Here is a 25,095-nt window from a genome sequence, read left to right as displayed (position 1 = left end):
TTGGCTCAGAGCTGGGTCGCGCGGGCACCCGCGGCCGGCACGCTGCAGTGGGCCTTCTCGGCGCTCTGCTTGCGACCCATCCAGTCGTTGATGGCGTTCTTGCCGGCGATCATCAGGCCGAGACCGATGAAGCCGCCGGGGGGCAGGATGGCCAGCAGCAGGCTGGCATCGGCGTGGAACAGCTCGATGCGTAGTGACTTGGCCCACTCTCCCAGCAGCAGGTCGGCACCGTCGAACAGGGTGCCCATGCCGATGATCTCGCGCAGCCCACCCAGCACCAGCAGCACCAGAGTAAAGCCGAGCCCCATCATGAAGCCGTCGAGGGCCGCCAGCAGCGGCGGGTTCTTGGAGGCATAGGCCTCGGCCCGGCCGATGATGACGCAGTTGGTGACGATGAGGGCGATGAAGATGCCGAGCGCCTGATAGAGACCGTAGGTGTAGGCGTTCATCAGCAACTGCACGCTGGTCACCAGGGCCGCGATGATCATCACGTAGACCGGAATGCGGATATCCTTGGGCACCAGGTTGCGCACCAGCGAGATGGCGAGGTTGGAGCTGACCAGCACCGCCATGGTGGCAAGGCCGAGCCCCAGCGCATTGGTGAAGGTGGAGGAGACCGCCAGGGTGGGGCAGAGGCCCAGCACCTGTACCAGGGAGGGGTTGTTCTTCCACAGCCCCTGCAGCATCAGCTCCTTGAGCTCTTCGCGGCGGCCATTGCTCTCGCTGAGCGGGCTCTGCCCGTCAATCACATCGACTTGTTCCATAGCTTGTGCTCCGGCGTTAGGGGGTGGCGTCACAGGCGGGGGCGTCGCGCAGCAACTCTGGGTGCTCCTGTTGCAGCAGCAACAGGTTCTTCACCGCCTTGACTACGGCCCGAGGGGTGATGGTGGCGCCGGTGAAGGCGTCGAACTCGCCGCCGTCTTTCTTCACGGCCCAGCTGGCCTCGTTGTCGTGGCTGAGAAACTTGCCGACGAAGCTGTTGATCCAGTCCGATTTTTTCAGCTCGATCTTGTCGCCAAGGCCGGGGGTTTCCTTGTGGGCCAACACCCGCACCGCGCTCACGGCGCCTTTGGCATCGGTGCCCACGATGAGGCGAATGGCCCCACTGTAGCCGTCGGGGGCCACGGTTTCCAGCGCGTAGCCGGTGATTTCGCCCTGCTTGGTCGCGGTGTAGAGCGGCATGGATTGATCGCTGCCCAGATAGCGTCGGCTCTGCACCAGCTTGCAGCTGGCGACCAGATCGTTGTCATAGCTCCCCTCCGGCAGCAGGGCGGAGAGGGTGCGCAGCTTCTCCAGCTGCTGCTGATGGGCGATCCGCCCCTGGGTCAGCTCGTTGGTCAGCACCACCACGGCGGTGCAGGCGAGGGCAAACAGGGCGAGAGTGACGCCGTTTTTGCGCATGCTCTTTAACATGGGAAGCTTCCTGAAGATGAGGTGTGCGTCAGGTTCATTTGCGACGAGCCCCATAGACCTTGGGACGCGTCAGGCTGTCGATCAGCGGTACGCACAGGTTGGCCAGCAGCACGGCAAAGGCGAAGGCATCCGGGTAGCCACCAAAGCGGCGGATGACATAGACCAGCACGCCGATGAGCATGCCATAGACCAGGCGGCCGCGCGGGGTGGTGCTGGCACTCACCGGATCGGTGGCGATGAAGAAGGCCCCCAGCATGGTGGCGCCGCTGAACAGGTGGAACATGGGGGTGGCGGTGGCATCCGGGGTCATCAGATAACCCAGGGTGGCCGCCAGCAGCAAGGAGCCGAGGATGGCCCCCGGAATGCGCCAGTTGATCACCTTCTGCTGCAGCAGGAACAGGCCGCCCAGCAGGTAGCCGAGGTTGACCCAGCTCCAGCCGATGCCGCCCCAGCCTTCGAATACGGTGTGGGTCATCACCTCGCCGGCGGTAAGGCCCTGAGTCAGCCCGGTTTTCAGGGTGTCGAGCGGCGTGGCCATGGTCAGCCCATCCACCCCCTGTTTCAGCTGCGCCATGCTGTAACCGTCGAGGCTGAAGCCGGTGAAGATCACCGAGGCCGCATCGCCAAAGCCGATGTCATAGGCGGCGATGCTGGAGGGCGGCAGCCAGCTGGTCATCTGCACCGGGAAGGAGACCAGCAGTAGCACATAGGCCACCATGGCGGGGTTGAACAGGTTTTGACCGAGCCCGCCATAGAGGTGTTTGGCGATGATGATGGCAAACGCCGTGCCCAGCACCAGCATCCACCAGGGCAGCAACGGCGGCAGGGAGAGGCCGATCAGCACGGCGGTCAGGGCCGCGCTGCCATCCAGCAGGGCCGGTTTGACGGGGCGTCGGCGCAAGCGCAGCACCAGCGCCTCCGAGGCCAGCGCCGTGACCAGCGCCAGCAGGATCTGGATCAGGGTGCCCCAACCAAAGAACCAGCTCTGCGCCAGAAAACCGGGCAGGCAGGCCAGGATCACCAGCAACATCAGGGTTTGGGTCTGTTTGCGGTTGTGGGCAAACGGCGCACTCGCGATATTGAACATGGATCAGTGGCTCTTGTCGGTCGATGGAGAAGGAGAGGCCTGGGCTGCTGCCTCGGCCGCCAGTTTCCTGGCCTTGGCACGGGCCACGGCGGCGGCAATGGCCGCTTTCTTGGGATCCGCATCGGTGGCTGGCTGTGCTGCGTCGGTAACAGCCGGTGCCGCCACGGTGGTCACCTCGGGTTTGGTAGTGGCCTCCTCGTCTTGCGCCTCTGCGGGCTTGGCAGTGGCCTCCTCACCTTGCGCCTGAGCGGCCTTCTTGGCCTTGGCACGGGCGATGGCGGCAGCAATGGCGGCCTTCTTGGGATCTGCGTCGGCGGTGTCAGGCTGCGGCGCTGCGGCAGGGGCTGCCACGGCGGTCTCTTCACCTTCGGTCACGGCTGCATCCCCTTGCGCCTGAGCTGCCTTCTTGGCCTTGGCACGGGCGATGGCGGCAGCAATGGCTGCCTTCTTGGGATCTGCGTCGGCGGTATCAGGCTGCGGCGCTGTTGCAGGGACTGCCACGGCGGCCTCTTCACTTTCGGTCACGGCTATGTTCCCTTGCGCCTGAGCGGCCTTCTTGGCCTTGGCGCGGGCGATGGCCGCAGCGATGGCCGCCTTCTTGGGATCCGCGTCGGCAACGGGGTCAGACTGGGGCGCAGCAGCAGGGCTATCCGCAGCCGCTTCATCGCCTTGCGTGCTGGCGGCTTTTTTGGCTTTGGCGCGGGCAATGGCTGCCGCGATGGCCGCCTTCTTGGGATCTGCATCGGCAATGGGGTCAGACTGAGGCGTAGCAGCAGGGCTATCCATAGCCGTTGCTTTGCCTGGCTCCTGAGCCACTTTTTTGGCCTTGGCACGGGCCAGCGCCGCCGCAATGGCCGCTTTCTTGGCATCCTGCCCATCCGCTGCCGGTGCATTGGGTTGGGCCGAGCCGGGCTCGCCGGCAGCCGCCTTGGCGGCGCGGCGGGCGATGGCTTCCTGCTTGCGCGCCTCGCGGGCGGCAATCATGGCGCTGTTGTCCGGTGCGAGTTCGCTGGCTCCGACCGGCGCAGCGTCCTGTTTGGCCTTGATGCGGGCCAGTGCCGCGGCCACCGGATCTTCTCCGCCGGCCGCCGTCATGGCCTGGCGACGCTGGGCGGCAGCCTCGGCATGACGGGCTTCGCGGGCGGCTTTTTCCCGCTCGAAGCGGGCCTGTTTGGCCTCGAAGCGCTGCTTGGCTCGCTCGGCCTTCTCGGCCTCGGCGCGCGCCTCGCGGATGTCATCCTTGGCAATCTTGTAGTACTGCACCAGCGGGATCTCGCTCGGGCAGACCCAGGCACAGGCGCCGCACTCGATGCAGTCGAACAGGTTGAGCCCCTCGGCCTTGTCGTACTCCTTGGCCCGGCTGTACCAATAGAGCTCTTGCGGCAGCAGGTTGGCCGGGCAGGCGTCGGCACAGGCGCTGCAGCGAATGCAGGCCTGCTCCGGACCGGGCGGTGGCAGTTCGGCCCGGGTGGGGGAGAGCAGGCAGTTGGTGGCCTTGACCACCGGCACCATGGCATGGGGCAGGGTGAAGCCCATCATGGGGCCGCCCATGATCACCCGCTGATCCGCCTCGGGCTGCAGCTCGAAACGCTGCAGCAGCCAGCGCACCGGGGTGCCCAGCAGCACCCAGGCGTTGCCCGGTTTCTTGAAGGCGTCGCCGGTGAGGGTGACGATGCGGGAGATGAGCGGCTCGCCGTCGATGATGGCGCGCTTGATGGCAAACACCGTGGCCACGTTGAGCACCATGATGCCCATGTCCACGGCCCGGCCCCCCTTGGGAACCTGGCGGCCGGTGAGCAGCTCGATGGTCTGCTTGGCGCCGCCAGAGGGATACTTGGTGGGCACCGTCTTGACCAGTACGTCTTCGTCTGTGGCATGACGGGTCAGCTCACCGATGGCGGCCGGCTTGTTGTCTTCCACCCCGATCAGGGTCAGCTTGGGCTTGAGCAGGTGCTTGAGCACCCGGATGCCGTCCATGATCTCGTCGGCATACTCCTGCATCAGCCGGTCATCGGTGGTGATGTAGGGTTCGCACTCCAGCCCGTTGACGATCAGGATCTCGGTCAGCTGACCGCGGCCATCAAGCTTGCTGTGGGTCGGGAACACGGCGCCGCCGAGGCCCGCGATGCCGGCCTGCTGGATGCGCTCGAGCAGCTCGCCCCGCTCCAGATTCCAGTAGTCGCTGCGGCCCTGACGCTCGCCCCAGGCATCTTCGCCATCCGGGGTGAGGGTGATGCAGAGATCGTCGAGACCGGAGGGGTGGGCCACCGTGTGGTGACCGATGGCGGTGATGGTGCCAGAGGTGGAGGCGTGCACCGGCACGAAACGCCCCTTGTCATGGCGAGTGAGCGGCTGGCCTTTCTTGACCTGGTCGCCGACCCGCACCAGCAGGTCGCCGGCCGGGCCCGCGTGCTGGCGCACCGGGATGATGAGCTGGGGTGGCAGACCCGCGTCCACCACCGGGGTGAGACTGGATTGGTCTTTGTTCTCGGGAGGGTGAATGCCGCCGTGAAAATCCCACAGAGTGCCGGCTTTGATGCGTTCGAGTAAGGACTGCATGGTTACTTATTCCACTATCTTGACCGGAATGGCGACGTTGGCCAGATCCCACTTCCAGTTGTCGACCGTGGTCGGTACCGGGATCATTTCGATACAGTCGGTCGGGCAGGGATCGACACAGAGATCGCAGCCGGTGCACTCGTCGGCAATGACGGTGTGCATCGCCTTGGTGGCGCCGACGATGGCATCGACCGGACAGGCCTGGATGCACTTGGTGCAGCCGATGCATTGATCTTCATGAATGAAGGCGACTTTCTTGATGGGGGTGGCGGCTTCGGCGCCGCCCAGCGGCTGGGGTTCGACCCCCATCAGGTCGGCAATCTTGCGCATGGTGGCATCGCCACCTGGCACGCACTTGTTGATCTGGTCGCCATTGGCCAGCGCCTCGGCGTAGGGCTTGCAGCCCGGGTAGCCGCACTGGCCGCACTGGGTTTGCGGCAGCAGAGCGTCGAGCTGATCGACGATGGGATCGGCTTCCACATGAAATTTGACGGCGGCAAAGCCCAGGATGATGCCGAAGGCCAGAGCCAGCAGCGCCAACACCAGAACGGCAAAGAGTATGTGAGTCATAGCGCTATATCTTGATGAGGCCGGTAAAGCCCATAAAGGCCAGCGACATCAGGCCGGCGGTGATCATGGCGATGGAGACGCCGCGAAACGGAGTGGGCACGTCGGCGGCCACCAGACGCTCGCGCATGGCGGCAAACAGGATCAGCACCAACGAGAAACCGGTGGCGGCGCCGAAGCCGTAGATGATGCTCTGGATGAAGTTGTGGTGCTCGTTGATGCTGAGCAGGGCTACCCCCAGCACGGCGCAGTTGGTAGTGATGAGTGGCAGGAAGATGCCCAGCAGACGATAAAGGGTGGGGCTGCTTTTGCGGATAACCATCTCGGTAAACTGAACCACGACGGCGATCACAAGAATGAAGGCGAGCGTGCGCAGGTAGGCGATGTTCAGCGGGATCAGGATATAGTGTTCCATCAGATAGGAACAGGCGCTGGCCAGGGTCATCACGAAGGTGGTCGCCAGCCCCATGCCGATGGCGGTTTCCAGCTTGCCGGAGACGCCCATGAAGGGGCACAGGCCGAGGAATTTCACCAGCACGAAGTTGTTAATCAGCACAGTGCCGACCAATAAAAGCAGGTACTCAGTCATTGCAGGTTGGTTATCCGGTGTGAAGGCGGCGGTATTATCTGATTTTAGGTGCCTTTTAACAACCGCAAGGCCGCATGGTTATTATTCAAATGGCCAATTTCATGGAGGAAACGTGCGCCCTTTACCCATTTTTACCCTGACCCTGGCGATGCTGCTCTGGTCCAGCTCCTTCATCGCGCTCAAGCACGTGCTGGGGGTCTGGGGTTTCGGTCAGGTGCTGTTCATGCGCATGAGCGTGGCGGCGCTCTGCTGGCTGTGCTGCTACCGCTATCTCGGCAATTTCCGCTATCAGCAAGGGGACTGGCGCTGGCTGGCGTTGATGGGAGCGCTGGAGCCCTGTCTCTATTTCCTGCTGGAGGTCAACGCCCTGCGCTACACCAGTGCCGGTCAGGCCGGCATGGTCTGTGCCCTGTTGCCGCTCATCGTGGCGCTGGTGGCCTTCGTGCTGATCCGCGAGCGGGTGAGTCGTCGCCAGTTGCTCGGCTTTGCCATCGCCATCTTCGGTATCGCGCTGCTCGGCTTTGGCAGCGGGACGGATGAATTTGCCCCCAATGCCCTGCTTGGCAACAGCCTGGAGATGGCGGCCATGTTCTGCGCCGCCACCTACTCGGTGGTGTTCAAGAAGCTCTGCAGTCGCTACAGCGTGTTGACCCTGACTGCGTTGCAGGCGTTTGTCGGCACCCTCTTCTTCGCCCCCTTTGCCTTTGGCGAACCCTGGCCGACGGCCTGGGTCTGGCAGGACATGGCGGTCATCGTCTTTCTCGGCGCCTGCGTGACCCTGGGGGCCTACCTGCTCTACAACTGGTCGGTGACTCAGGTGAAGGTGACGCTGGCGGCGGCCTACGTCAATCTCATCCCGGTGTTCACCCTGCTGCTGGCCTATCTGCTGCTGGGAGAGACCCTCAACGCCTTGCAATGGGTGGCCTGTGGCGCCGTGCTGCTGGGGATCGCGGTGGGACAGCTGCCGGCCAGGCGCGTGCGAATGCCGGCGGCCACCACAGGCCTGTGATGGCCGCAAATTGACTACAGTCAGAGCAGGTAGCAGCGAGGAGCGGGATCATGAGTGACATGAGGTTACTGGCGCAGGCGCGACTGCTGCTTGGCCACCATCCCTTCACCCTGGCCGATGCACGGGCACTGGAGGCGCTGGAAGAGGAAGCGGTGGGCGAGGAGGGGCTCTGCATCGCCGAGCTGTGGGAGTGCGCCCTGCAGCAGGCCGACGAGGAGGCCAGGCACTATCTGTCGGGGCTGGATTGACCTTTGATCGGAAGATAAAACACACGGGGCCTGGCCCCGTGTGTTGTGATGGATAGGCCCCTAGATGGAGAGGCCCTTGACGGTATCCGACACCGAGTTGGCGTCCTCGATGATCTCCTGAATGACACCGGCGATGATGTCGGCCTGAGCCTGGCCCGCCATCGCCTTGTCCGATACTACCGAGACGGTCTGGGTGATCCTCGAGGTGATGTCGGAGTTGAGCCGGATGACGGAGACTATCTCGCCGGTGGAGGTAGAGGTTCTCGCCGCCAGCTGGCGCACTTCATCGGCCACCACCGCAAACCCGCGGCCCTGCTCGCCGGCGCGGGCCGCCTCGATGGCGGCGTTGAGCGCCAGCAGGTTGGTTTGATCCGCGATGCTGCTGATGGTGGAGATGATGGACTCTATGCTTCTGGATTGCTGGTTGAGGTTCTCTATCTGCCGGCTGACTTCACTGACTGAGCTGTTGATGTGGGCCGAGGTTTCCAGCACCTTGTCGATCACCTCCCGGCCCCTGGCGGCGCTCAGCACTGTCTCTCCGGCGATGGCGCAGGCCTTCTGGGCCGCTTCGCGCACCGAGATGGATTTCTCCACCCGCTCGCTGATGTTGCTCGCCAGCTTGATGATTTTGATCACCTTGCCCTCATGGTTGAAGATGGGGTTGTAGGTGGCCTCCAGCCAGATCTTCTCGCTGTGGCGGCCAAGGCGCATGAAGAGCCCGGACTGGATGGAGCCCGTTCCCAGATCCCGCCAAAAGTTGGGATTCTGCTGATAGAAGGCCTCGTCGCAGAACATGCGGTGAGACTGGCCCACCACCTCGTCCAGCCGGTAGCCGAAGCAGTGCAGGAAATTCTGGTTGGCGGTGATGACGGTGCCATCGGGCTGGAAGTCGATGACGGCCAGGGATTTGTCCAGTGCCGCCAGCAGGGCCTGGGTGCGCTCCAGGGTGGATTGCTGTTCGGTGACGTTGGAGGCCACCTTGGCCACCTTGATCACCTTGCCATCGAGGAGGATCGGGAAGTAGCTGGCTTCGAGCCAGACCGCCTTGCCCGATTTGGCCTGCCGGATGAAACGGCCGTTACGTGACTCCCCCCTGCGCAGATCCTGCCACAGCTGCTCATATTCACGGGTTTTCACGTCCTCGGGAAAGCAGAGGGCGCTGTGGTGCTTGCCAATCACCTCCTCCCGGGCGTAACCCACGATGGCGAGAAAGCGATCGTTGACGAAGGTGACCACCCCCTCCGGGGTGAACTCGATATAGGGAACCCGTGACTGGATGGCCTGCTCAAAGGCGCCAAGTTTTGCGATCTGTGCCGCTTGTTCACTCTGTTCACTTTTACCCGTGCGATTCCAAAACATGGCGGAGCTCCTTGTTAAGACCCTGGTGAGGCCTTTCATGACAATACCCGACCGGCTGAATACTAGTACAGGTTGTTTGGTCGTCGCCTCAGCCATCAGGGTTAGTTGTTTGTTTTGTCATTATCGATCTTGCCATGTGGGCAAGCCGTGCAGAGGGGCAAGGAGGCCGGTCCCGCTCCGGCAGGCTGACGGCAGCCTCCTGGGTGGCATTTGTCCCACGCTTTGCTCATTTTCCCTGCGATTCAACACATCAGAGCACCTTATCGCGGCAAGATGAGGTATCTTATGCCCCGATTTCATCCATTAAACGGATCCGAGACCCCATATGATCATCAAACCCAAGGTTCGCGGCTTTATCTGCACCACCACTCACCCGGTCGGTTGTGAAGCCAATGTTCGTCGCCAGATCGCTTATACAAAGGCCAAGGGCACCATCGAGAATGGTCCCAAGAAGGTGCTGGTGATCGGCGCTTCCACCGGTTATGGCCTGGCTTCCCGCATTGCCGCCGCCTTCGGCTCCGGCGCTGCCACCCTCGGCGTCTTCTTCGAAAAAGCCGGCAGCGAGACCAAGACTGCCACCGCCGGCTGGTACAACTCCGCTGCCTTCGACAAGGCCGCCAAAGAGGCGGGCCTCTACGCCAAGAGCATCAACGGCGATGCCTTCTCCAACGAGTGCCGCGCCAAGGTGATCGAGCTCATCAAGCAGGATCTGGGTCAGATTGATCTGGTGGTCTACTCCCTGGCCTCGCCGGTGCGCAAGCTGCCGGATACCGGCGAAGTGGTGCGCTCTGCCCTCAAACCCATCGGCGAGGTCTACACCACCACCGCCATCGATACCAACAAGGATCAGATCATCACCGCCACCGTCGAGCCGGCGAACGAGGAAGAGATCCAGAACACCATCACTGTGATGGGCGGTCAGGATTGGGAGCTGTGGATGGCAGCCCTGCGCGATGCAGGCGTGCTGGCCGACGGCGCCAAGTCCGTGGCTTACTCCTACATCGGCACCGACCTGACCTGGCCAATCTACTGGCACGGTACTCTGGGCCGTGCCAAGGAAGATCTGGATCGCGCCGCCGCCGCCATCCGTGGCGATCTGGCTGCCAAGGGCGGCACCGCCCACGTGGCCGTGCTGAAATCCGTGGTGACCCAGGCCTCCTCCGCCATTCCGGTGATGCCGCTCTACATCTCCATGGCGTTCAAGATCATGAAGGAGAAGGGCATTCACGAGGGCTGCATGGAGCAGGTGGACCGCATGATGCGTACCCGTCTCTACGCTGCCGACATGGCGCTGGACGATCAGGCCCGCATCCGCATGGATGACTGGGAACTGCGCGAAGACGTGCAGCAGACCTGCCGTGACCTGTGGCCGTCCATCACCAGCGAGAACCTCTCCGAACTGACCGACTACACCGGTTACAAGCAGGAGTTCCTGCGCCTGTTCGGTTTCGGGCTGGACGAGGTGGATTACGATGCGGATGTGAATCCGGACGTGAAATTCGATGTGGTCGAGCTCTGAGTCTGACCCAAGTGAAAACAGGGCCCCGCGGGGCCCTGTTTTTTTGGCAAAAATCCCGCTAAGTTGCGGAATTTTATTATCCGCGATCACCTTTTTCCCATATCAAACCCGCTAGTCTGGCGGTGATCGGATCACATGACGGCATTGCCGAGGTACGGAAGCTATGACCACTCCACATGAAGCGCCCAAAAAGCGCCAACTCCCCACTGTCTATACCCTGCTTTTCATCATCATAGCCCTGATGGCGGCCCTCACCTGGGTGCTGCCGGCGGGCAAATACAACTACGTGACGGCCAAGAGCCAGCAGCCGATTACGGCGGCGGCCGTGGCCGACTACAGCGGCGACGAGCGACTGTTGCCGGTGCCCGGCAGCTACACCGAGCTCCCCTCCCAACCGCAGGGGGTATTCGATGTGCTCAAGGCGCCCATTCAGGGCTTTCACAAGGCAGCCGACGTGGCGCTGTTCGTGCTTATCATCGGCGGTTTTCTGGCGGTGACCATGCAGAGCGGAGCACTGGATGCCGGTGTAGGCGCCATCGTGCGCGGCTTTGCCGGGCGCGAGCGGCTGCTTATTCCCGTGCTGATCGCCCTGTTTGCCTTGGGCGGCTCAACCTTCGGCATGGCGGAGGAGACGGTGGCCTTCTGGGCACTGATCGTGCCGGTGATGATGGCGGCGGGCTTCGATCGCATGGTGGCGGCGGGGATCATCCTGCTCGGCTCCGGAGTCGGGGTGCTCGCCTCCACCGTCAACCCGTTTGCTACCGGCATCGCCTCCGGTTTTGCCGGTATCCCCATCGGGGAGGGGATTGGCCTTAGGGTTGTGCAGTGGCTGCTGCTGGTGATCTTCGCCTCCTGGTTCGTGATGCGCTACGCCAAGCAGGTGCAGCAGGACAAGTCCCGCTCCGTGCTGGCCGACATCGCCTATGACGACGAGTTCTCCCAGATGAAGAGCGGCAACCTCGCCTTCAGCGGCAAGCAGAAGCTCACCATGCTGGTCTTCTTCGGCACTTTCCTGCTGATGATCTATGCGGTGGTGCCCTGGTCGGATCTGGGCATCGACCTGCTGCCCACCCTGGGCTGGTGGTTCGACGAGCTCTCCACCCTGTTCTTCAGCGCCTCCATCCTGATCGCGCTGATCAACCGGATGCCGGAGTCCAACTACGTGGCGACTTTCCTCAACGGGGCGCGGGACCTCATCGGGGTGGCGCTGGTGGTGGCGGTGGCACGCGGCATCTATGTGGTGATGGAGCATGGGGTCATCATCGACACCATACTGCACTGGGCCGAGGGACTGGTGAGCGGGCTGTCGTCGTCGGTGTTCATCCTGATGGCCTATCTGGTGCACATCATCCTTAGCTTCTTCATCCCCTCCACCTCGGGGCTGGCGACCGTCTCCATGCCGCTGATGGGGCCGCTGGCGGACTTCTCCGGCATCTCGCGGGATCTGGTGATCACTGCCTATCAGTCCGCCTCCGGCTGGATCAACCTGTTCGCCCCCACAGCCGCTCATCTGGTGGCGGGGCTGGCGCTGGCCAAGATCCCCTACGATCGCTTCGTGCGCTGGGTGCTGCCCTTCATCATCGGGGTGGCTCTCATCACCATGACGGTACTGGTGGCCGGTGCCCTGCTGCACGGCTGATGGCGCGGCTAGCAAACGACAGACAACAAAAAGGCTCCCGCGGGAGCCTTTTTCATGAGCCTTGCTTACTGCTTGTAGCCCTTGAGGAAGCGGGCGAGACGGCCGATGGCCTCTTCCAGCTCCTCTTCCCGGGGCAGGAACACCAGCCGGAAGTGATCCGGTGCCGGCCAGTTGAAGCCGGTGCCCTGCACCAGCAGCAATTTTTCCTGCTGCAGCAGATCGAACACCATCTTCTGGTCGTCGCGGATGTCGTACACCTTGGGATCGAGGCGCGGGAACATGTAGAGCGCCCCCTTGGGCTTGACGCAGGAGACCCCAGGGATGTCGTTGAGCAGCTCCCACGCCTTGTCGCGCTGGCGGCGCAGGCGGCCGCCCGGCAGGATCAGCTCGTTGATGCTCTGGTAGCCGCCGAGCGCAGTCTGGATGGCGTGCTGCATCGGCACGTTGGCACAGAGCCGCATGGAGGCCAGCATCTCCAGCCCCTCGATGTAGCCCTTGGCACGACCCTTGGGACCGGTGATGACCATCCAGCCCTGACGGAAGCCACAGGCGCGGTAGGCCTTGGAGAGGCCGTTGAAGGTCACCACCATCACATCGTCGCACAGGGTGCAGACGCTGGTGTGGGAGATGTCATCGTAGAGGATCTTGTCGTAGATCTCGTCGGCGAAGATGATGAGGTTGTGCTGACGGGCGATCTCGATCACTTCCAGCAGGAACTCGCTGCCGTAGACGGCGCCGGTCGGGTTGTTGGGGTTGATCAGCACCAGGCCGCGGGTGCGCGGGGTGATGCGGGCGCGGATGTCGTCGAGATCCGGATACCAGTCGGCCCCTTCGTCGCAGCGATAGTGCACCGCATGGCCGCCGGAGAGGGTCACTGCCGCCGTCCACAGCGGGTAGTCGGGGGAGGGCACCAGCATCTCGTCGCCGTTGTTGAGCAGCGCCTGCATCGCCATCACGATGAGCTCGCTGGCACCGTTGCCGATGTAGATGTCGTCGATGTCGACCTTACGCATCCCTTTCTGCTGGTAGTACTGCATCACCGCCTTGCGGGCCGAGAACAGCCCCTTGGAGTCGCAGTAGCCCTGGCTGAGCGGCATGTTGAGGATCACATCCTTGATGATCTCTTCCGGCGCATCGAAACCGAACGGGGCCGGGTTGCCGATGTTGAGCTTGATGATGCGGTGGCCTTCGTCTTCGAGACGGCGAGCTTCTTTATGCACCGGGCCGCGGATGTCATAGCAGACATCGTCGAGCTTGTGCGACTTGTCGATAGTGAACATGGTGACTGTGATTCCTTCCCCTGGGGGCGCGTTGGCGAAAAAGGCGTTTTTTAGTATCAAATTTCTTTTCCCCTATTCTTCACAGAATTGAATGCTAGAACAATCCTCTTTTTAGTAGAATTCCCTGATTTTTAGCCCTGAAACAGGGTTGCCAAAACGTTAAATTCAGCACGATCGTTTGTGGTAACCGAGTTTCACCAGTGAAAGATGAGGGGCTGATTAACAAAGCTACCCGACTGTGTTGAAATATTCACTCTCGCTGGCACGATTGGCTTGCGTGAAAAATGTCATTATTTTTGTCGGTGCCGGCCCAAAAGCAGAGCATGTGGTCTGCGCGCCATGCTGGCGCCGCCCGGCGTCGATATCGAAGGAGTTCCCATGCAAGCCCCCGCAGTTGGTCGCTACCGCCATTTCAAGGGTGGGTATTATCAGGTGTTGACCCTGGCCCTGCACACCGAAACCGGGGAGCAGCTGGTGATCTACCAGAGCGAGCAGGATGGCGCCGTCTATGCCCGCCCGGTGGCCATGTTCATGGAGTGGATCGAGCATCAGGGAGAAGTGGTGAGCCGTTTCACCCCGGTTGCCGGCTGAGGCTGACCATTGACCATGAAAAAGGCGCCTGATGGCGCCTTTTTCACAACGTGAGCTTACTGGTAGAGACCCAGGTTCTCTTTGGCATAGGCTTCGAAATCGGTGCAGCCACCGATGTGCTGCTCGTCCAGGAAGATTTGCGGCACGGTATTGACCGGCTTGCCGGCGCTCTTGGCCAGATCTTCCTTGGTGATGCCTTCGGCGTGGATGTCCACGTAGCGGAATTTGAAATCGTCACGCTGTTCAACCAGCTGTTCGGCGATCTGCTTGGCACGGACACAATAGGGGCAACCGGGACGACCAAAAATCACTGCAAACATGTTCTCTCTCCATTCATATGAGGCTGGGGACAGGATAGCCCCGCCTCGTGACTAGTCAAAGTGGAAATTGTCGATACGGCCGTTCGCCATCTTCGATAAGGCGGCGCTTCGCCGGCCGTCATCGTCAATCCCCTTGCGGCAGCTTAACCCTGATCGGCGATCTGGATCGGCTGCTGCTGGTAGATGCTCTCCAGCACCCCTTTCTCGAACAGGGTCCAGGGCCAGGCGGCCTTGCTGGCGCGGTAGCGCTCATGGGTCGCCGGATCCTGCGACAGGCCGCGCTGGAACATGACGAAGGCCTTGCGCTGGCCGCCGGCGGTGTCGATGAAGCCCACCAGGTTGGAGGTGCCGGTGATGGTGCCGGTCTTGGCATGTACCTTGTTCTTCATCATGGGGGCGGTGACGCTGCGCCGCCAGGCCAGGGTGCCGTCCACCTGGGAGCTTGGCAGCAGCTTGATGAGGCCAAGCTCCGCATCATTTTTCTGGATGAAGTTCAGCACCGACAGCATCTGGCGGGCGCTGATGAGGTTGTGGGCAGAGAGGCCCGAGCCGTCGGCCAGGGTGGCGTTGCCCAGATCGATGCCGTTCTTGGTCAGGATGGCGCGCACCGCCATGGTGCCGCTGCGATAGCTGCCCGGCTTGTTGTAGTAGTGGCGGCCCACGGTCTTGAGGAAGGTATCGGCATAGAGGTTGTCCGATTTCTTCAGCATCTTGGCCAGCATCACCGGCAATGAGACCGAGTAGTGGGTGCCCAGCGTCTCGGCATTGTCCGGCGACTTGTGAGTCACCCGCAGCAGGCCGTCATGCTTGATGCCGGCCCTGTCCATGGCCCAGCGAATGTTGTCCCAGCCCCAGGCTTCCACGTCGTGAATGGCAAAACGCAGACCCTGCGGCTCCTTGTTCGGGGTGATGCAGCCCTTGAGCTCGTAGAAGTTGCCTTTGGCCATGTCCACTTCCAGCGCGCAGAACTGGCGAGCCATGTCGCCATAGCTCATCACTTCCACGTTGTCGGCGCCGATGCCGATGGGGACGCCGGTGGCCACGTTGCCGGTGGCAGGTTTGCCAATCTGGGTGGCCGTGATGGTGCCGTAGGCGCAGTTCTTGTCGATGATGACGGAGGAGACGGGCGCGGCGAAGCAGAGAGTCTGATCCCCCCACGACCAGCCGTTGCCACGCTCATAGCCGTTGTAGGCACCGGTGTTGACGTAGACGTTGCCCTTGATCTGGTTGACGCCAAGCTGTTTGAACAGAGCCAGCAGATCCATCCGTGACAGAGTGGGGTCGCCGACGAAGTTGATCCAGATATCGCCATTGATGACGTTGCCCTGCTTGGCGCCGGGCTGGGCCTGGATGTCGGTGGCAAAGCGGAAGTCGGCACCCAGCTCAAGGCGGGCTGCCAGCGCGGTGAGCACCTTCATGGTGGAGGCGGGGGCGATCATCTGATCCGCATGGCGGGCAAATTCAACCCCGTTGTTGCCCTGCACTATGATGGCGTACTGGCCACCCTCAGGGGGCGTCAGCGGGGCGGCGTGGGCCGCCAGGGAAAAGAGAGCACAAAAACCAATCAACAGCCGCTGCATAACATCCTCTAAACGTGACGAAGGGCTCGGCAGTGGTGCCGGCCCTGACAATTCAACCTGGTTTCACCCGCCGATGCGGGATCGACCGTGGCAAAGCCATTCATACGATTCATGCCGGTCGCCACTGGCCATCACGCCATCGAGTTGGCGGTGCGATAGCGACCCTCATAATCAAAAATCTTCTCTTTTATCTGCCAGAACCGCCCCGCTTTGCGGGCGATGACGAAATCGGGGTGGCGAAACTGGCTTTGCGCCGCCAGCACGCTCGCCAGGGTGGCAAATTCGGGTTCCAGACCCGGAGCGGGCCAATGATGACGCACAAAGACCTGTTGAAACAAGCGCCGTGCGCCCTGGGAGTGAAATCCGAAGTACTCATTGAGGGTGAGACCATCCTCATCGTGATAAACCACCTCCAGCCGCTCCCCCTGTTTGCCACGCCCGGCACTCAGCGTCAGCCCGGCGCAGCGAATGACCATGCAATCCTTGAGATTGAGCGCCTCTTTGAGCTTGTCGTCAGGATCCACCAGCAGCTGATCGCAGCTCTGGCAGCGGCGGGCGGCGATGTCGTTTTCGCTGCCGCAAGCGGGGCAGATCTTGGCGCGAAAGCGGTAGTCGCACTCCTCGCGATGGCCCTCGTCATCTTCAAACAGCCCCTGACAGCGGCGACCGTAGTGCTCGATCACCTTGCCATCCTCGTCGGTCTTGCCCCAAAAAGTGTTGGCAAAGCCGCAGGCGGGGCAGGGCACCTGCACCGGCTCGGTGCCAGCGTGGGGGCGAGGCTCCCCCACCTCGGGGGCGAACAGGTTGAAGTTGTTGCCGGCGTAGTCGAGCACCAGACAGTCCGTCTTGCCGGGCGAGAGGCGCAGGCCGCGACCCACGATCTGCTGGTAGAGCGACACCGATTCGGTGGGTCTGAGCATCACGATGAGATCCACGTGGGGGGCGTCGAAGCCGGTGGTGAGCACCGCCACGTTGACCAGAAACTTGAGCTCGCGCGCCTTGAAGGCGTTGATGAGGGCATCGCGCTCCGGCCCCGGCGTCTCGCCGGTGATGAGGGCGGCCTGCTGACCTCTGGCACCCAGCAGGCCGTGAATTTCGCGGGCATGCTCGACGGTGGCGGCGAAGATCATCACCCCCTGCCGATCGGCCGCATACTCCAGCACCTGGCTCAGGATATGGGGGGTAACCCGCTGCTGACGCTTGAGTTCGCCGTTGAGATCCGCCTCGCTGAACAGGCCGTTCTCCCGCGCCACCAGCTTGCTGAAGTCGTAGTGGACGATGGGGGCATCCACCAGCCTGGGCGGGGTCAGATAGCCGTTTTTGACCATGAAGCGCAGTGGCAGCTCGAACACGCAGTCGCCGAACAGCCGTTCGCCGTGGCTTTTGACCATGCCGTGGTAGTGGCGCCGATAGATCCAGCCCAGCCCCAGCCGATAGGGGGTGGCGGTGAGGCCGAGGATCTTGAGGGCTGGATTGGCGGCCTTGAGATGCTCGATCACCTGATGGTACTGGCTGTCGTCATCGAGCGAGACCCGGTGGCACTCGTCGATGATGAGCAGCGAAAACGCCCCGTCGAAGGCAGCCAGATTACGCGCCACTGACTGCACCGAACCGAACACCACCTGGGCGCTCGCCTCCTTGCGATCCAGCCCTGCGGCGAAGATGTCGGCCTTGAGCCCCCATGCTTCGTACTTGGCGTGGTTCTGCTCCACCAGCTCCTTGACGTGGGCCAGCACCAGCACCCGGCCGCGCGCCTTGCGGGCCAGTTCGGCGATCACCAGACTCTTGCCGGCCCCGGTGGGCAGCACCACCACGGCGGGATCCGGGTGCTGACGAAAGTGGCTGATCACGGCGTTGACGGCGTCGGTCTGATAGGGTCTGAGAACGAACATGCAGGCTTGGGGGATCGATGTGGGGTGATGCAGGATGGCGCCATTATAGGGATCCTGGCGCCAAAAAACAGCGGGCCGGCATGGTGCCGGCCCGCTGGCGATAATGTCTTCGCTTAGTGGAAGGGGAAGACGTAGTTCATCCAGCTGGCCATGCGCAGCAGCACCTTGCGCATCACCGAGACATGGTGGAAGTGCTTGGTGTAGATGGCGGCCTGGCCGCTGGCCCCGGCGATCACCTGATACTTGGCCCACTCGGGGTCTGTGATGGAGATGAGCACCGGCAGGCGGCCCGGCCGCACGGCACTGGTCTGATCCAGCAGGCCGGCGTTGGCCTGCACGTTGCCTGCGGCGATGGCCGGGATCACGGCGGTCACCTTGCCCTGGAAGATCTTGCCGGGGATGCCGTCGATCACCACCTCGGCCTCATCGCCTACCGCCAGGCGCTGCATGCTGTTCTGCCAGAACCAGCCTACATAGGCGTTCTCATCCTCGTGAATGAAGGTCATCACCGGGCGATACATGTAGGGGGTGGCTATCATGCCGGGGCGCAAGGCCAGCTGCACCACGTGACCGTTGCTCGGGGCATAGACCACGGTCTGCGCGACCTGATATTTGGCCTCGTCAAGCTGGGCCTGCAGATCTTCCAGCGTTGCCTGTTGCTGCTCGAGCTGGGCCACGATGTCGTCCACGTTGGCCTGGGTGACGTCGAGGTCGCGCTGCTTGCCGACGCCGCGACGCATCAGATCGCTGGCGCGATCCCGGTCGAGCTTGGCGGAGCGCAACCTGGCCTCGATGGACTTGAGGTGGTTGCGGTTGGATTCAACCCGCGCCGTCAGGCTGTCTGCTTTGAGCTGGAAGGGGGCGGCATCCAGACGAAACAGCACGTCGCCCTTCTTCACCGGCTGGTTGGCCTGTACCGGCACCTCGATGACCCGGCCCTTGACCAGCGGCACGATCGGGGTGGAGACGTAGTAGTTGCGCGCCATCTCCGAGTAGGGATGGTTGTAGTTCATCAGCATGATCAGGGTGCCGATGATCAGCACGCCGCCCAGTACGGCGGTGGGCACGGTCCACTTGTTGAGCGGGATACGGAAGATTTTGAAGATGGCCACGCAGATGGCCGTGTAGGTCAGGATCAGTAGCAGGTCCATGATTTATCCCTGTTGCTCGGTCTGTTCGATGGTGTTGAGACGGGTTTTGAGGTCGGCCAGCTCCTGTTTGAGCTGCTGGATATCCTCTTCATCCTGCTGCAGCCGCTGATTGAAGCCCCAGCCCCGCTCGGGACGATAGAGGGTGGCCCAGATCCAGAGGAAGGGCCACAGCACGTGCAAGGTAAACAGACTGACCCAGCCGGCCACGTGAATGGCGTCCTGATGGGGGTGCTGACGATGCTTGGCTATTTCATAGGGAATGTCGTGAATGACGATGACCCCATAAAAAATGACCAAACCCACAAAAAAAAGCAGACCAAGAGCAAAATAATCGAGTGCCATTTATGCCTCCGCTGGCTTGACGCACCGCATTGTCATTGGGAACAGGGCTCTGCAAGGCAGTCAGCCACCTGATTTCCCTCCTGTCGGGCCCGAAATCTTAAGTTGTTTTGTTGTACTGAAGCTTAAGTAGTTTCCAAGTCGTCAAAACAGACGCTGATATTGTTGGGGGCAAGTCCGTAAAGTCGTATCCATGACAAGAACTTACGGGACGAGTATGGCATTAGTGCGATGAGATGAGCAGCAAAAAAAGGAGCCTTTATGGCTCCTTTTTTGACATGGTTGGCGTGGATCAACTTTCGCTGGGCTTGTTGATCAGCGCGGGCCTGAATTTCACCAGGAAGGCCACCGTGACGATCAGGGTGCTGGCTAGCCCAATCATGGTGGAGACGCCCATCTCCAGCCCGAACCCGATGGGGGCGTTGGCCAGGTAGGTGAATACCACGGCGGTCATGAACATGGCGGGAATGGTGCAGACCCAGTGCAGCTTGCCCTCTTTGGCGAGGTAGGCCGCCGCCGCCCACAGCATCATCACCGCGGTGGTCTGGTTGGCCCAGCCGAAGTAGCGCCAGATCACCCCGAATTCGGCCTTGGAGATGATGAAGCCGAGGATGAACATGGGGATGGCGATGAGCAGTCGCTTGGCCATGGGCTTCTGGGTCAGTTTCAGGAAGTCCGCGACGATGAGGCGGGCACTGCGAAACGCGGTATCGCCGGAGGTGATGGGCAGGATCACCACGCCGAGGATGGCGAGGATGCCACCGACGGTGCCGAGCAGGCTGGTGGAGACCTCGTGCACCACGGCAGAGGGGCCGCCGCTGGCCAGGGTGGCGTTGAGCGCCTCGGTGCTGTCGTAGAAGGAGAGACCCAGGGTGCACCAGATGAGGGCGATGATCCCTTCACCAATCATGGCGCCGTAGAAGATGAAGCGGCCGGAGCTCTCGTTTTGCATGCAGCGCGCCATCAGCGGTGACTGGGTGGCGTGGAAGCCCGACACGGCGCCGCAGGCGATGGTGATGAAGAGCAGCGGCCAGAGCGGCAGCTCGGTCGGGTGCAGGTTGGAGAAATCCATCCCGGTGTTGTAGAAGCCTTTGCCGGAGACGATGAGGCCGATGATGAGGCCGACCGACATGAACACCAGCAGGGCGCCGAAGATGGGGTAGAAACGGCCGATGATCTTGTCGATGGGGACTATGGTCGCCAGGATGTAGTAGGCGAAGATGGCCGCAATCCAGTAGACCAGATCGGTGGAGGTGAGGTTGGCCAGAAGGCCTGCCGGGCTCAGCACGAACACCACGCCCACCAGCATCAACAGCACCACGGCGAATAGGTTCATGAAGTGCTTGGCGGTGGTGCCGAGGTGTTCGCCGACCACGGTCGGCACCGAGGCGCCCTTGGCGCGCACCGACAGCATGCCGGAGAAGTAGTCGTGCACCGCACCGGCGAAGATGCAGCCGAACACGATCCAGAGCATGGCGACCGGACCGTAGAGGGCGCCCAGGATGGGGCCGAAGATGGGGCCGACGCCGGCGATGTTGAGCAGCTGAACCAGATAGACCTTCTTGTCCGACATGGGGACATAGTCCACCCCGTCTGCCATGGTGATGGCGGGGGTTTTCAGCTCCGGCTTGGGGCCAAATATCCGTTCGATGAATTTGCCGTATACGAAATAGCCGGCTATCAGCAAGCCGACACAGAGGAAGAACCAGATCATTGCTACGCTCCTGCTTTGTTATTGTTGGGTGTGCGCGGCCAGTGTAGGGACTTGCTCTGTTAACGGCAGGTAAAACGGCATGAGCGGTCAAATGGCGGGCCGAGCGGTCGGCGCTCGTGATCCGGCTCACACAGTGGGGCTTACTCCAGCCCCAGCATCTCCCTCAACTCCTTCAGGTAACGGCGGCTGACCGGCACCCGGGCGCCGCTCGGCGTCACTATCTCCGCCAGCTGGTTCTCCAGCAGCCGGATCTCGAAGATGGCGGCCGGGGCCACCAGGTACTGGCGGTGGCAGCGTAGCAGCGGGGTCTTCTCCTCCAGCGATTTGAGGGTGAGCTGGGTATGGAACCGCTCGCCCTGGCTCGCCACGTGCACCCCGCCGAGATCGGAGAAGGCGTACTCCACCTGTTCGATGGGCAGCAGCCGTACCCGGTTGTGCAGGTAGCTAGGGATGTGGCGAATGGCGGGGGCGAGCGCCGTCAGGGGCTGGGGGGTTAGATCTTGCCTCAGCCGCGCCAGCGTCTTGGCCAGACGCACCGGCTCCACCGGTTTGAGCAGGTAGTCGAAGGCGTTCTCCTCGAACGCCTGGATGGCGTACTCGTCAAAGGCGGTGACGAAGACGATGCGGGGCAGGGGATCGAGCATGGCCACCAGCTCCATGCCGCTGAGCTTGGGCATCTGGATGTCGAGAAACACCACGTCGGGTTTGAGCCGCTGAATAAGCACCAGCGCTTCGATGGCGTTGGCGGCCGCCCCCAGCAATTCGATATCGGGCTCGGCGGCCAGGTGCTGCATCAGCTCCTCGCGGGCGTAAAGCTCGTCATCGACGATGAGGGTGCGGATCATGGGGTTCTCCTGCGTGGCTGGGGTGGTGGGTGAAGATGAAGTGGGACGGCGGCTGGATCATGGCAGCTCCCTTGGCAGGGTGACGGAGACCCGGGTCCAGCAGTCGGGCTCGCAACTGACGCTCAGGCCATAGCGGTTGCCGAAGGCGCTCTTGAGGCGCCGGTCCACCAGGGTCATGCCGAGCCCGTCGCCGGCCGGTTTCTCCTGCCAGGTGCCGGCATTGTCCTCCACGTGGATGGTGACCCGCTCTGCCGTCTGCTCGGTGTAGAGGCGAATGTGCCCCTGCTCCAGCAGGGTGGAGATGCCGTGCTTGATGGCGTTCTCGATGAGGGGCTGCAGGGTGAAACTCGGCAGCTTGAGGTCGGTGAGGGCCGGCGGGATCTCGTTTTGCACCGTCAGCCGGTCGCCAAAGCGGGCCAGCTCGATCTCCAGATAGGATTGGCAGTGCTCCTGCTCCTCTTGCAGGGTGGCCAAGCCGCTCTGGCGCTTGAGGTTTTTGCGAAAGAACAGGGAGAGGTGCAGCAGCAGCTGGCGCGCCCGCTCCGGTTCGCGCCGGGTGATGGCGCTGATGGTGTTGAGGGTGTTGAACAGAAAGTGGGGATTGATCTGGGCTTGCACCAGCTTGAGCTCGGATTGCACCAGCAGCCGTTGCTGCTGCTCCAGTCGGCCGGTCAGCAACTGCTGGGAGAGCAGGTTGGCAATCCCTTCCCCCAGGGTGTGGTTGATCTTGAGAAACAGCCGCTTCTTGGGCTCATAGAGCTTGATGGTGCCGATCACCCCCTCGTCGCCGTGCAGCGGGATTACCAGCACCGAGCCGAGCTGGCACTGGGGCGAGATGCTGCAGCGGTAGGGCTGGCTGTTGCCGTCGGCAAACAGCACCTTGTTGCGGGCGATGGCCTGCATGGTGATGGCCGAGGTGATGGGGGTACCTGGCTGGTGGTGATCCTCGCCGATGCCGATGAAGGCGAGGATCTTGTCGGTATCCGTGATGGCGACGGCGCCCACCCCGGTCTCCTCCTGGATGATGCGGGCAATCTTGTGGCTGGCCTCTGGGGTGAAGCCCTGGCTCATGATGCCGACGGTGCGGTTGGCGATATTGAGCGCCTTGGCGGAGAAGACCCGGGAGAACTTCTCGTACATCTGCTGCTGATCGCGGATCATGCTGATGAAGAGCGCGGCGCCACAGGAGTTGGCCAGGATCATGGGGGTGGCGATGGTACGCACCAGCAGTAGGGATTTATCGAATGGCGTGGCCACCAGCAGGATGATCACCATCTGCATGATCTCGGCGTAGAGGGTGGTGAAGAAGGCGATGCGCGGCTCGAACAGGGCGTCCATCTTGCCCGCCCTCATCAGCCGCCAGTGCACCAGCCCGCCCAGCAGTCCCTCGCAGGTGGTGGAGATGGCACAGGCCAGATCGGTGAAGCCGCCCAGGGTATAGCGGTGCAGGCCGCCGGTCAGCCCCACCAGAAAGCCCACCAACGGGCCCCCTAGCAGCCCGCCCAGCACGGCGCCGACGGCGCGGGTATTGGCGATGGCGTCGTCGATATCCAGCCCCACGTAGGTGCCGAGAATGCAGAAGCAGGAGAAGGTAATGTAGATGAGCACCTTGTGAGGCAGCCTGACCGAGTAGTTGGCCAGCGGACGCAGCAGCGGACTCTTGGAAAAGAGGTAGGCGATGACCAGGCTGACGCTCATCTGTTGAAGCAGGGAGAGGACCAACTGCATAAAAAACGTTCCTCAGAGTCCGTGCCGAAAAAAGCGGCAACCTTGAATAAATGTGATCAGGATCTTGTTCTGCGGGGCGCCAGGGCGGGATTGCGGCCGCAGTGTGCCAGAAACGTGAAATAAAACCATATTAAATCAGTATGTTAAATTGATATTTGTGTAATCGCCCAAGGGTTGATATTGCTGGATGGAGCATGAATGTATCCGCTGGATACGCCACACGGAGGTGGCATGCTCCGCCCGGCCCCTTGGCTGGGCGTTTTTTATCCATGGTGGATGGCGAACAATTTTGCGGGCAATCGAGTGATTATTCAGGTTTGTCCAATGAGTTATCCCCAGCTTCTGGGGATAACTCAGAAGGCAAAATAGTAACAGAAGCGTCGGGTCAGGTTGAAAAACAGCCGTTGCCCCTCATCCAGCTCTTCCTGCTTGATAAATGATTTGATGGTGCGCTCATCTTCCCGCAGGTCGATCATCACTACCCCTTCCGGCCGCTGTGCCTTGATGTAGGGCAGCACCTTGGGCTTGAGCGGCATGGTGGGCTCGGTGGAGAGCACCAGCGCCACCGAGTCGTCGGAGAGCATCACCAGCGAGCCGGGTGGATAGACCCCCAGCACCTTGATCAGCAGCTTGACCAGATCCTGGTCGAATTTCTTCTGCGACAGCTTGTAGAGCTGGCTGATGGCCTGGCTCGGCGCCGCCGGTGTGGCGCTGTTGCGTGGGTGCAGCAGCTCGTCATAGTAATCCACCAGCCCGATGATCCGCGCCAGCGGCGGGATCTCGCCCCCCTTGATGCCAAGGGGAAAGCCGCTGCCGTCGAGGCGCTCGTGATGCAGATGGGCCACCTGGCGGATCTTGGGCTCGAAGGCCTGCAACTGGGTCAGCATCTCCAGCCCGTACTGGGGGTGCATGTTGAGGAAGTTTTGCTCCGACTTGTTGAGCTCCCCCCGTTTCTGGGTGATCTGGGTCGGGATCTTCAGCTCGCCGATGTCGTGCACCAGGCCGGCCAGCCCGGTCTCTTCGATTTCAATGGGGTTCATGCCGAGCTCACGGGCCATCAACATGGCGATGAAGGCCACGTTCAGGCTGTGCTGCAGCAGGATGTCGGTGTGCGGGCTGCGAATGAGGTGCAGGCCGAGCGGCCCTTCGTGGGCACTGATGCGGGCGGCGGCGTTGCGCACTATCTGCGCCGTGTTGGCGAGCCCTTCGTCAGGCTTGAGGTTGAGTGCCCCCAGCGCATCGCGCAGCTCGGACATGGATTGGCCGAAGGCCTTGTCGGCGGCGCGCAGGGAGCGGCGAAAGGCTTTCTCATCAAACGGGGCAGGGCCACTCTCCACCAGCTCTTCGATGATCGACAGGTCAGGCCCGGCGGAAGGGATGTCACCGCGCAAGATGGGTTCGATAGGCAGGTCGCTCTTGTCGGGATCCACCATCAGCAGGCTGAGATCGAGATGGCGAATGATGTCGAGTTGCTGCTGATCCTTGATCTTGAATGCATTGAACATAAAAGGGTGGTTGGTCCATCCCGTGGGGAGATGGATGTAGTGACCTACCCGCAACTGCTCGATGGAGGCTTGTATCAGCGCCATACGCTAGCTCGCATTTCATGAATGCCTATGAACAAGCTAGCAAAATTAAGCAGATAGACAAACAAAAAAGCCCGCGC

Annotated in this window: 22 protein-coding genes and 1 pseudogene; 5 read left to right on the top strand and 18 right to left on the bottom strand. The window is 62.0% G+C overall.

Annotated elements, in window-relative coordinates; translation table 11 throughout:
- Window positions 1-5 precede the first annotated feature (5 nt).
- Genes ACPW75_RS10970 through rsxA form a run of 6 tightly spaced genes read right to left on the bottom strand, consistent with a single transcriptional unit; the run spans window position 6 to window position 6,215 of the window.
- The gene (locus tag ACPW75_RS10970; protein WP_024944880.1) at window positions 6-764 is read right to left on the bottom strand and encodes an electron transport complex subunit E; all 759 of its coding nucleotides are present in this window, start codon (window positions 762-764) and stop codon (window positions 6-8) included.
- A gap of 16 nt (window positions 765-780) precedes the next feature.
- Window positions 781-1,413, bottom strand: coding sequence for an electron transport complex subunit RsxG (rsxG, locus tag ACPW75_RS10965; protein WP_016351104.1), 633 nt, complete (start codon window positions 1,411-1,413; stop codon window positions 781-783).
- A gap of 34 nt (window positions 1,414-1,447) precedes the next feature.
- Window positions 1,448-2,500, bottom strand: a complete 1,053-nt coding sequence (gene rsxD / locus ACPW75_RS10960; protein WP_077096138.1) for an electron transport complex subunit RsxD — start codon at window positions 2,498-2,500, stop codon at window positions 1,448-1,450.
- A 3-nt stretch (window positions 2,501-2,503) separates the two neighbouring features.
- A complete protein-coding gene (rsxC, locus tag ACPW75_RS10955) occupies window positions 2,504-5,059 on the bottom strand; it encodes an electron transport complex subunit RsxC (RefSeq protein ID WP_323948267.1) in 2,556 nt (851 codons plus the stop codon).
- 6 nt (window positions 5,060-5,065) lie between these two features.
- Window positions 5,066-5,629 carry an electron transport complex subunit RsxB gene (gene rsxB / locus ACPW75_RS10950; protein WP_077096139.1) on the bottom strand — a complete coding sequence of 188 codons (564 nt, stop codon included), beginning with the start codon at window positions 5,627-5,629 and terminating at the stop codon, window positions 5,066-5,068.
- A gap of 4 nt (window positions 5,630-5,633) precedes the next feature.
- Window positions 5,634-6,215 (bottom strand): electron transport complex subunit RsxA, encoded by a 582-nt coding sequence (gene rsxA, locus ACPW75_RS10945; RefSeq protein WP_005302262.1) that lies wholly within the window; start codon window positions 6,213-6,215, stop codon window positions 5,634-5,636.
- Window positions 6,216-6,327: 112 nt separating this feature from the next.
- Between rsxA and ACPW75_RS10940 the strand changes: the two genes are divergently transcribed.
- Window positions 6,328-7,224 carry a DMT family transporter gene (locus ACPW75_RS10940; RefSeq protein ID WP_179101400.1) on the top strand — a complete coding sequence of 299 codons (897 nt, stop codon included), beginning with the start codon at window positions 6,328-6,330 and terminating at the stop codon, window positions 7,222-7,224.
- Window positions 7,225-7,274: 50 nt separating this feature from the next.
- Entirely contained in the window at window positions 7,275-7,472 is a 198-nt protein-coding gene (locus tag ACPW75_RS10935) for a hypothetical protein (protein WP_029300284.1), read from the top strand.
- Between the two features lie 60 nt (window positions 7,473-7,532).
- Here the strand turns inward: ACPW75_RS10935 and ACPW75_RS10930 are convergent, their stop codons facing one another.
- Window positions 7,533-7,964: a methyl-accepting chemotaxis protein gene (locus ACPW75_RS10930; protein WP_258955074.1), complete on the bottom strand. Its 432-nt coding sequence runs from the start codon at window positions 7,962-7,964 to the stop codon at window positions 7,533-7,535.
- A gap of 108 nt (window positions 7,965-8,072) precedes the next feature.
- Window positions 8,073-8,831 (bottom strand): annotated as a pseudogene (locus ACPW75_RS10925) (PAS domain-containing protein); the annotation flags it as partial.
- 325 nt (window positions 8,832-9,156) lie between these two features.
- Here ACPW75_RS10925 and fabV point away from each other — a divergent pair.
- Window positions 9,157-10,350, top strand: coding sequence for an enoyl-ACP reductase FabV (fabV, locus tag ACPW75_RS10920; protein WP_029300362.1), 1,194 nt, complete (start codon window positions 9,157-9,159; stop codon window positions 10,348-10,350).
- Between the two features lie 163 nt (window positions 10,351-10,513).
- Entirely contained in the window at window positions 10,514-11,989 is a 1,476-nt protein-coding gene (locus ACPW75_RS10915) for a YfcC family protein (protein ID WP_077096142.1), read from the top strand.
- 65 nt (window positions 11,990-12,054) lie between these two features.
- Here ACPW75_RS10915 and ACPW75_RS10910 read toward each other — a convergent pair whose 3' ends face one another.
- The gene (locus ACPW75_RS10910; RefSeq protein WP_011706443.1) at window positions 12,055-13,269 is read right to left on the bottom strand and encodes a pyridoxal phosphate-dependent aminotransferase; all 1,215 of its coding nucleotides are present in this window, start codon (window positions 13,267-13,269) and stop codon (window positions 12,055-12,057) included.
- 378 nt (window positions 13,270-13,647) lie between these two features.
- On the opposite strand from ACPW75_RS10910, the gene ACPW75_RS10905 reads away from it, so the two are divergent.
- Window positions 13,648-13,860, top strand: a complete 213-nt coding sequence (locus ACPW75_RS10905; protein WP_029302765.1) for a DUF1653 domain-containing protein — start codon at window positions 13,648-13,650, stop codon at window positions 13,858-13,860.
- Between the two features lie 56 nt (window positions 13,861-13,916).
- Here ACPW75_RS10905 and ACPW75_RS10900 read toward each other — a convergent pair whose 3' ends face one another.
- From ACPW75_RS10900 to ACPW75_RS10860, 9 genes are all read right to left on the bottom strand, one after another.
- Window positions 13,917-14,180, bottom strand: coding sequence for a GrxA family glutaredoxin (locus ACPW75_RS10900; protein ID WP_010633640.1), 264 nt, complete (start codon window positions 14,178-14,180; stop codon window positions 13,917-13,919).
- Window positions 14,181-14,323: 143 nt separating this feature from the next.
- On the bottom strand, window positions 14,324-15,760 hold the full coding sequence (dacB, locus tag ACPW75_RS10895; protein WP_077096143.1) for a D-alanyl-D-alanine carboxypeptidase/D-alanyl-D-alanine endopeptidase: 1,437 nt from the start codon (window positions 15,758-15,760) through the stop codon (window positions 14,324-14,326).
- A 131-nt stretch (window positions 15,761-15,891) separates the two neighbouring features.
- Window positions 15,892-17,652, bottom strand: a complete 1,761-nt coding sequence (locus tag ACPW75_RS10890) for a DEAD/DEAH box helicase (RefSeq protein WP_077096144.1) — start codon at window positions 17,650-17,652, stop codon at window positions 15,892-15,894.
- A 113-nt stretch (window positions 17,653-17,765) separates the two neighbouring features.
- Window positions 17,766-18,803, bottom strand: coding sequence for an HlyD family secretion protein (locus ACPW75_RS10885; protein ID WP_017408082.1), 1,038 nt, complete (start codon window positions 18,801-18,803; stop codon window positions 17,766-17,768).
- 3 nt (window positions 18,804-18,806) lie between these two features.
- The gene (locus tag ACPW75_RS10880) at window positions 18,807-19,145 is read right to left on the bottom strand and encodes a DUF3302 domain-containing protein (RefSeq protein ID WP_017408083.1); all 339 of its coding nucleotides are present in this window, start codon (window positions 19,143-19,145) and stop codon (window positions 18,807-18,809) included.
- A gap of 289 nt (window positions 19,146-19,434) precedes the next feature.
- Window positions 19,435-20,856, bottom strand: coding sequence for a carbon starvation CstA family protein (locus ACPW75_RS10875; protein ID WP_039214540.1), 1,422 nt, complete (start codon window positions 20,854-20,856; stop codon window positions 19,435-19,437).
- 140 nt (window positions 20,857-20,996) lie between these two features.
- The gene (gene btsR / locus ACPW75_RS10870) at window positions 20,997-21,701 is read right to left on the bottom strand and encodes a two-component system response regulator BtsR (protein WP_077096145.1); all 705 of its coding nucleotides are present in this window, start codon (window positions 21,699-21,701) and stop codon (window positions 20,997-20,999) included.
- A 57-nt stretch (window positions 21,702-21,758) separates the two neighbouring features.
- Window positions 21,759-23,429 carry a sensor histidine kinase gene (locus tag ACPW75_RS10865; RefSeq protein ID WP_077096146.1) on the bottom strand — a complete coding sequence of 557 codons (1,671 nt, stop codon included), beginning with the start codon at window positions 23,427-23,429 and terminating at the stop codon, window positions 21,759-21,761.
- A 353-nt stretch (window positions 23,430-23,782) separates the two neighbouring features.
- Window positions 23,783-25,018, bottom strand: a complete 1,236-nt coding sequence (locus ACPW75_RS10860; protein WP_077096147.1) for an HD-GYP domain-containing protein — start codon at window positions 25,016-25,018, stop codon at window positions 23,783-23,785.
- Between the last annotated feature and the right edge of the window lie 77 nt (window positions 25,019-25,095).

The sequence above is a fragment of the Aeromonas sp. FL131 genome (assembly GCF_049860615.1).
In the GTDB taxonomy this organism is placed as follows: Bacteria; Pseudomonadota; Gammaproteobacteria; order Enterobacterales; family Aeromonadaceae; genus Aeromonas; species Aeromonas hydrophila.
Note: the sequence above shows the minus strand (reverse complement) of the source record. Positions and strands in the feature narration are given on the sequence as shown.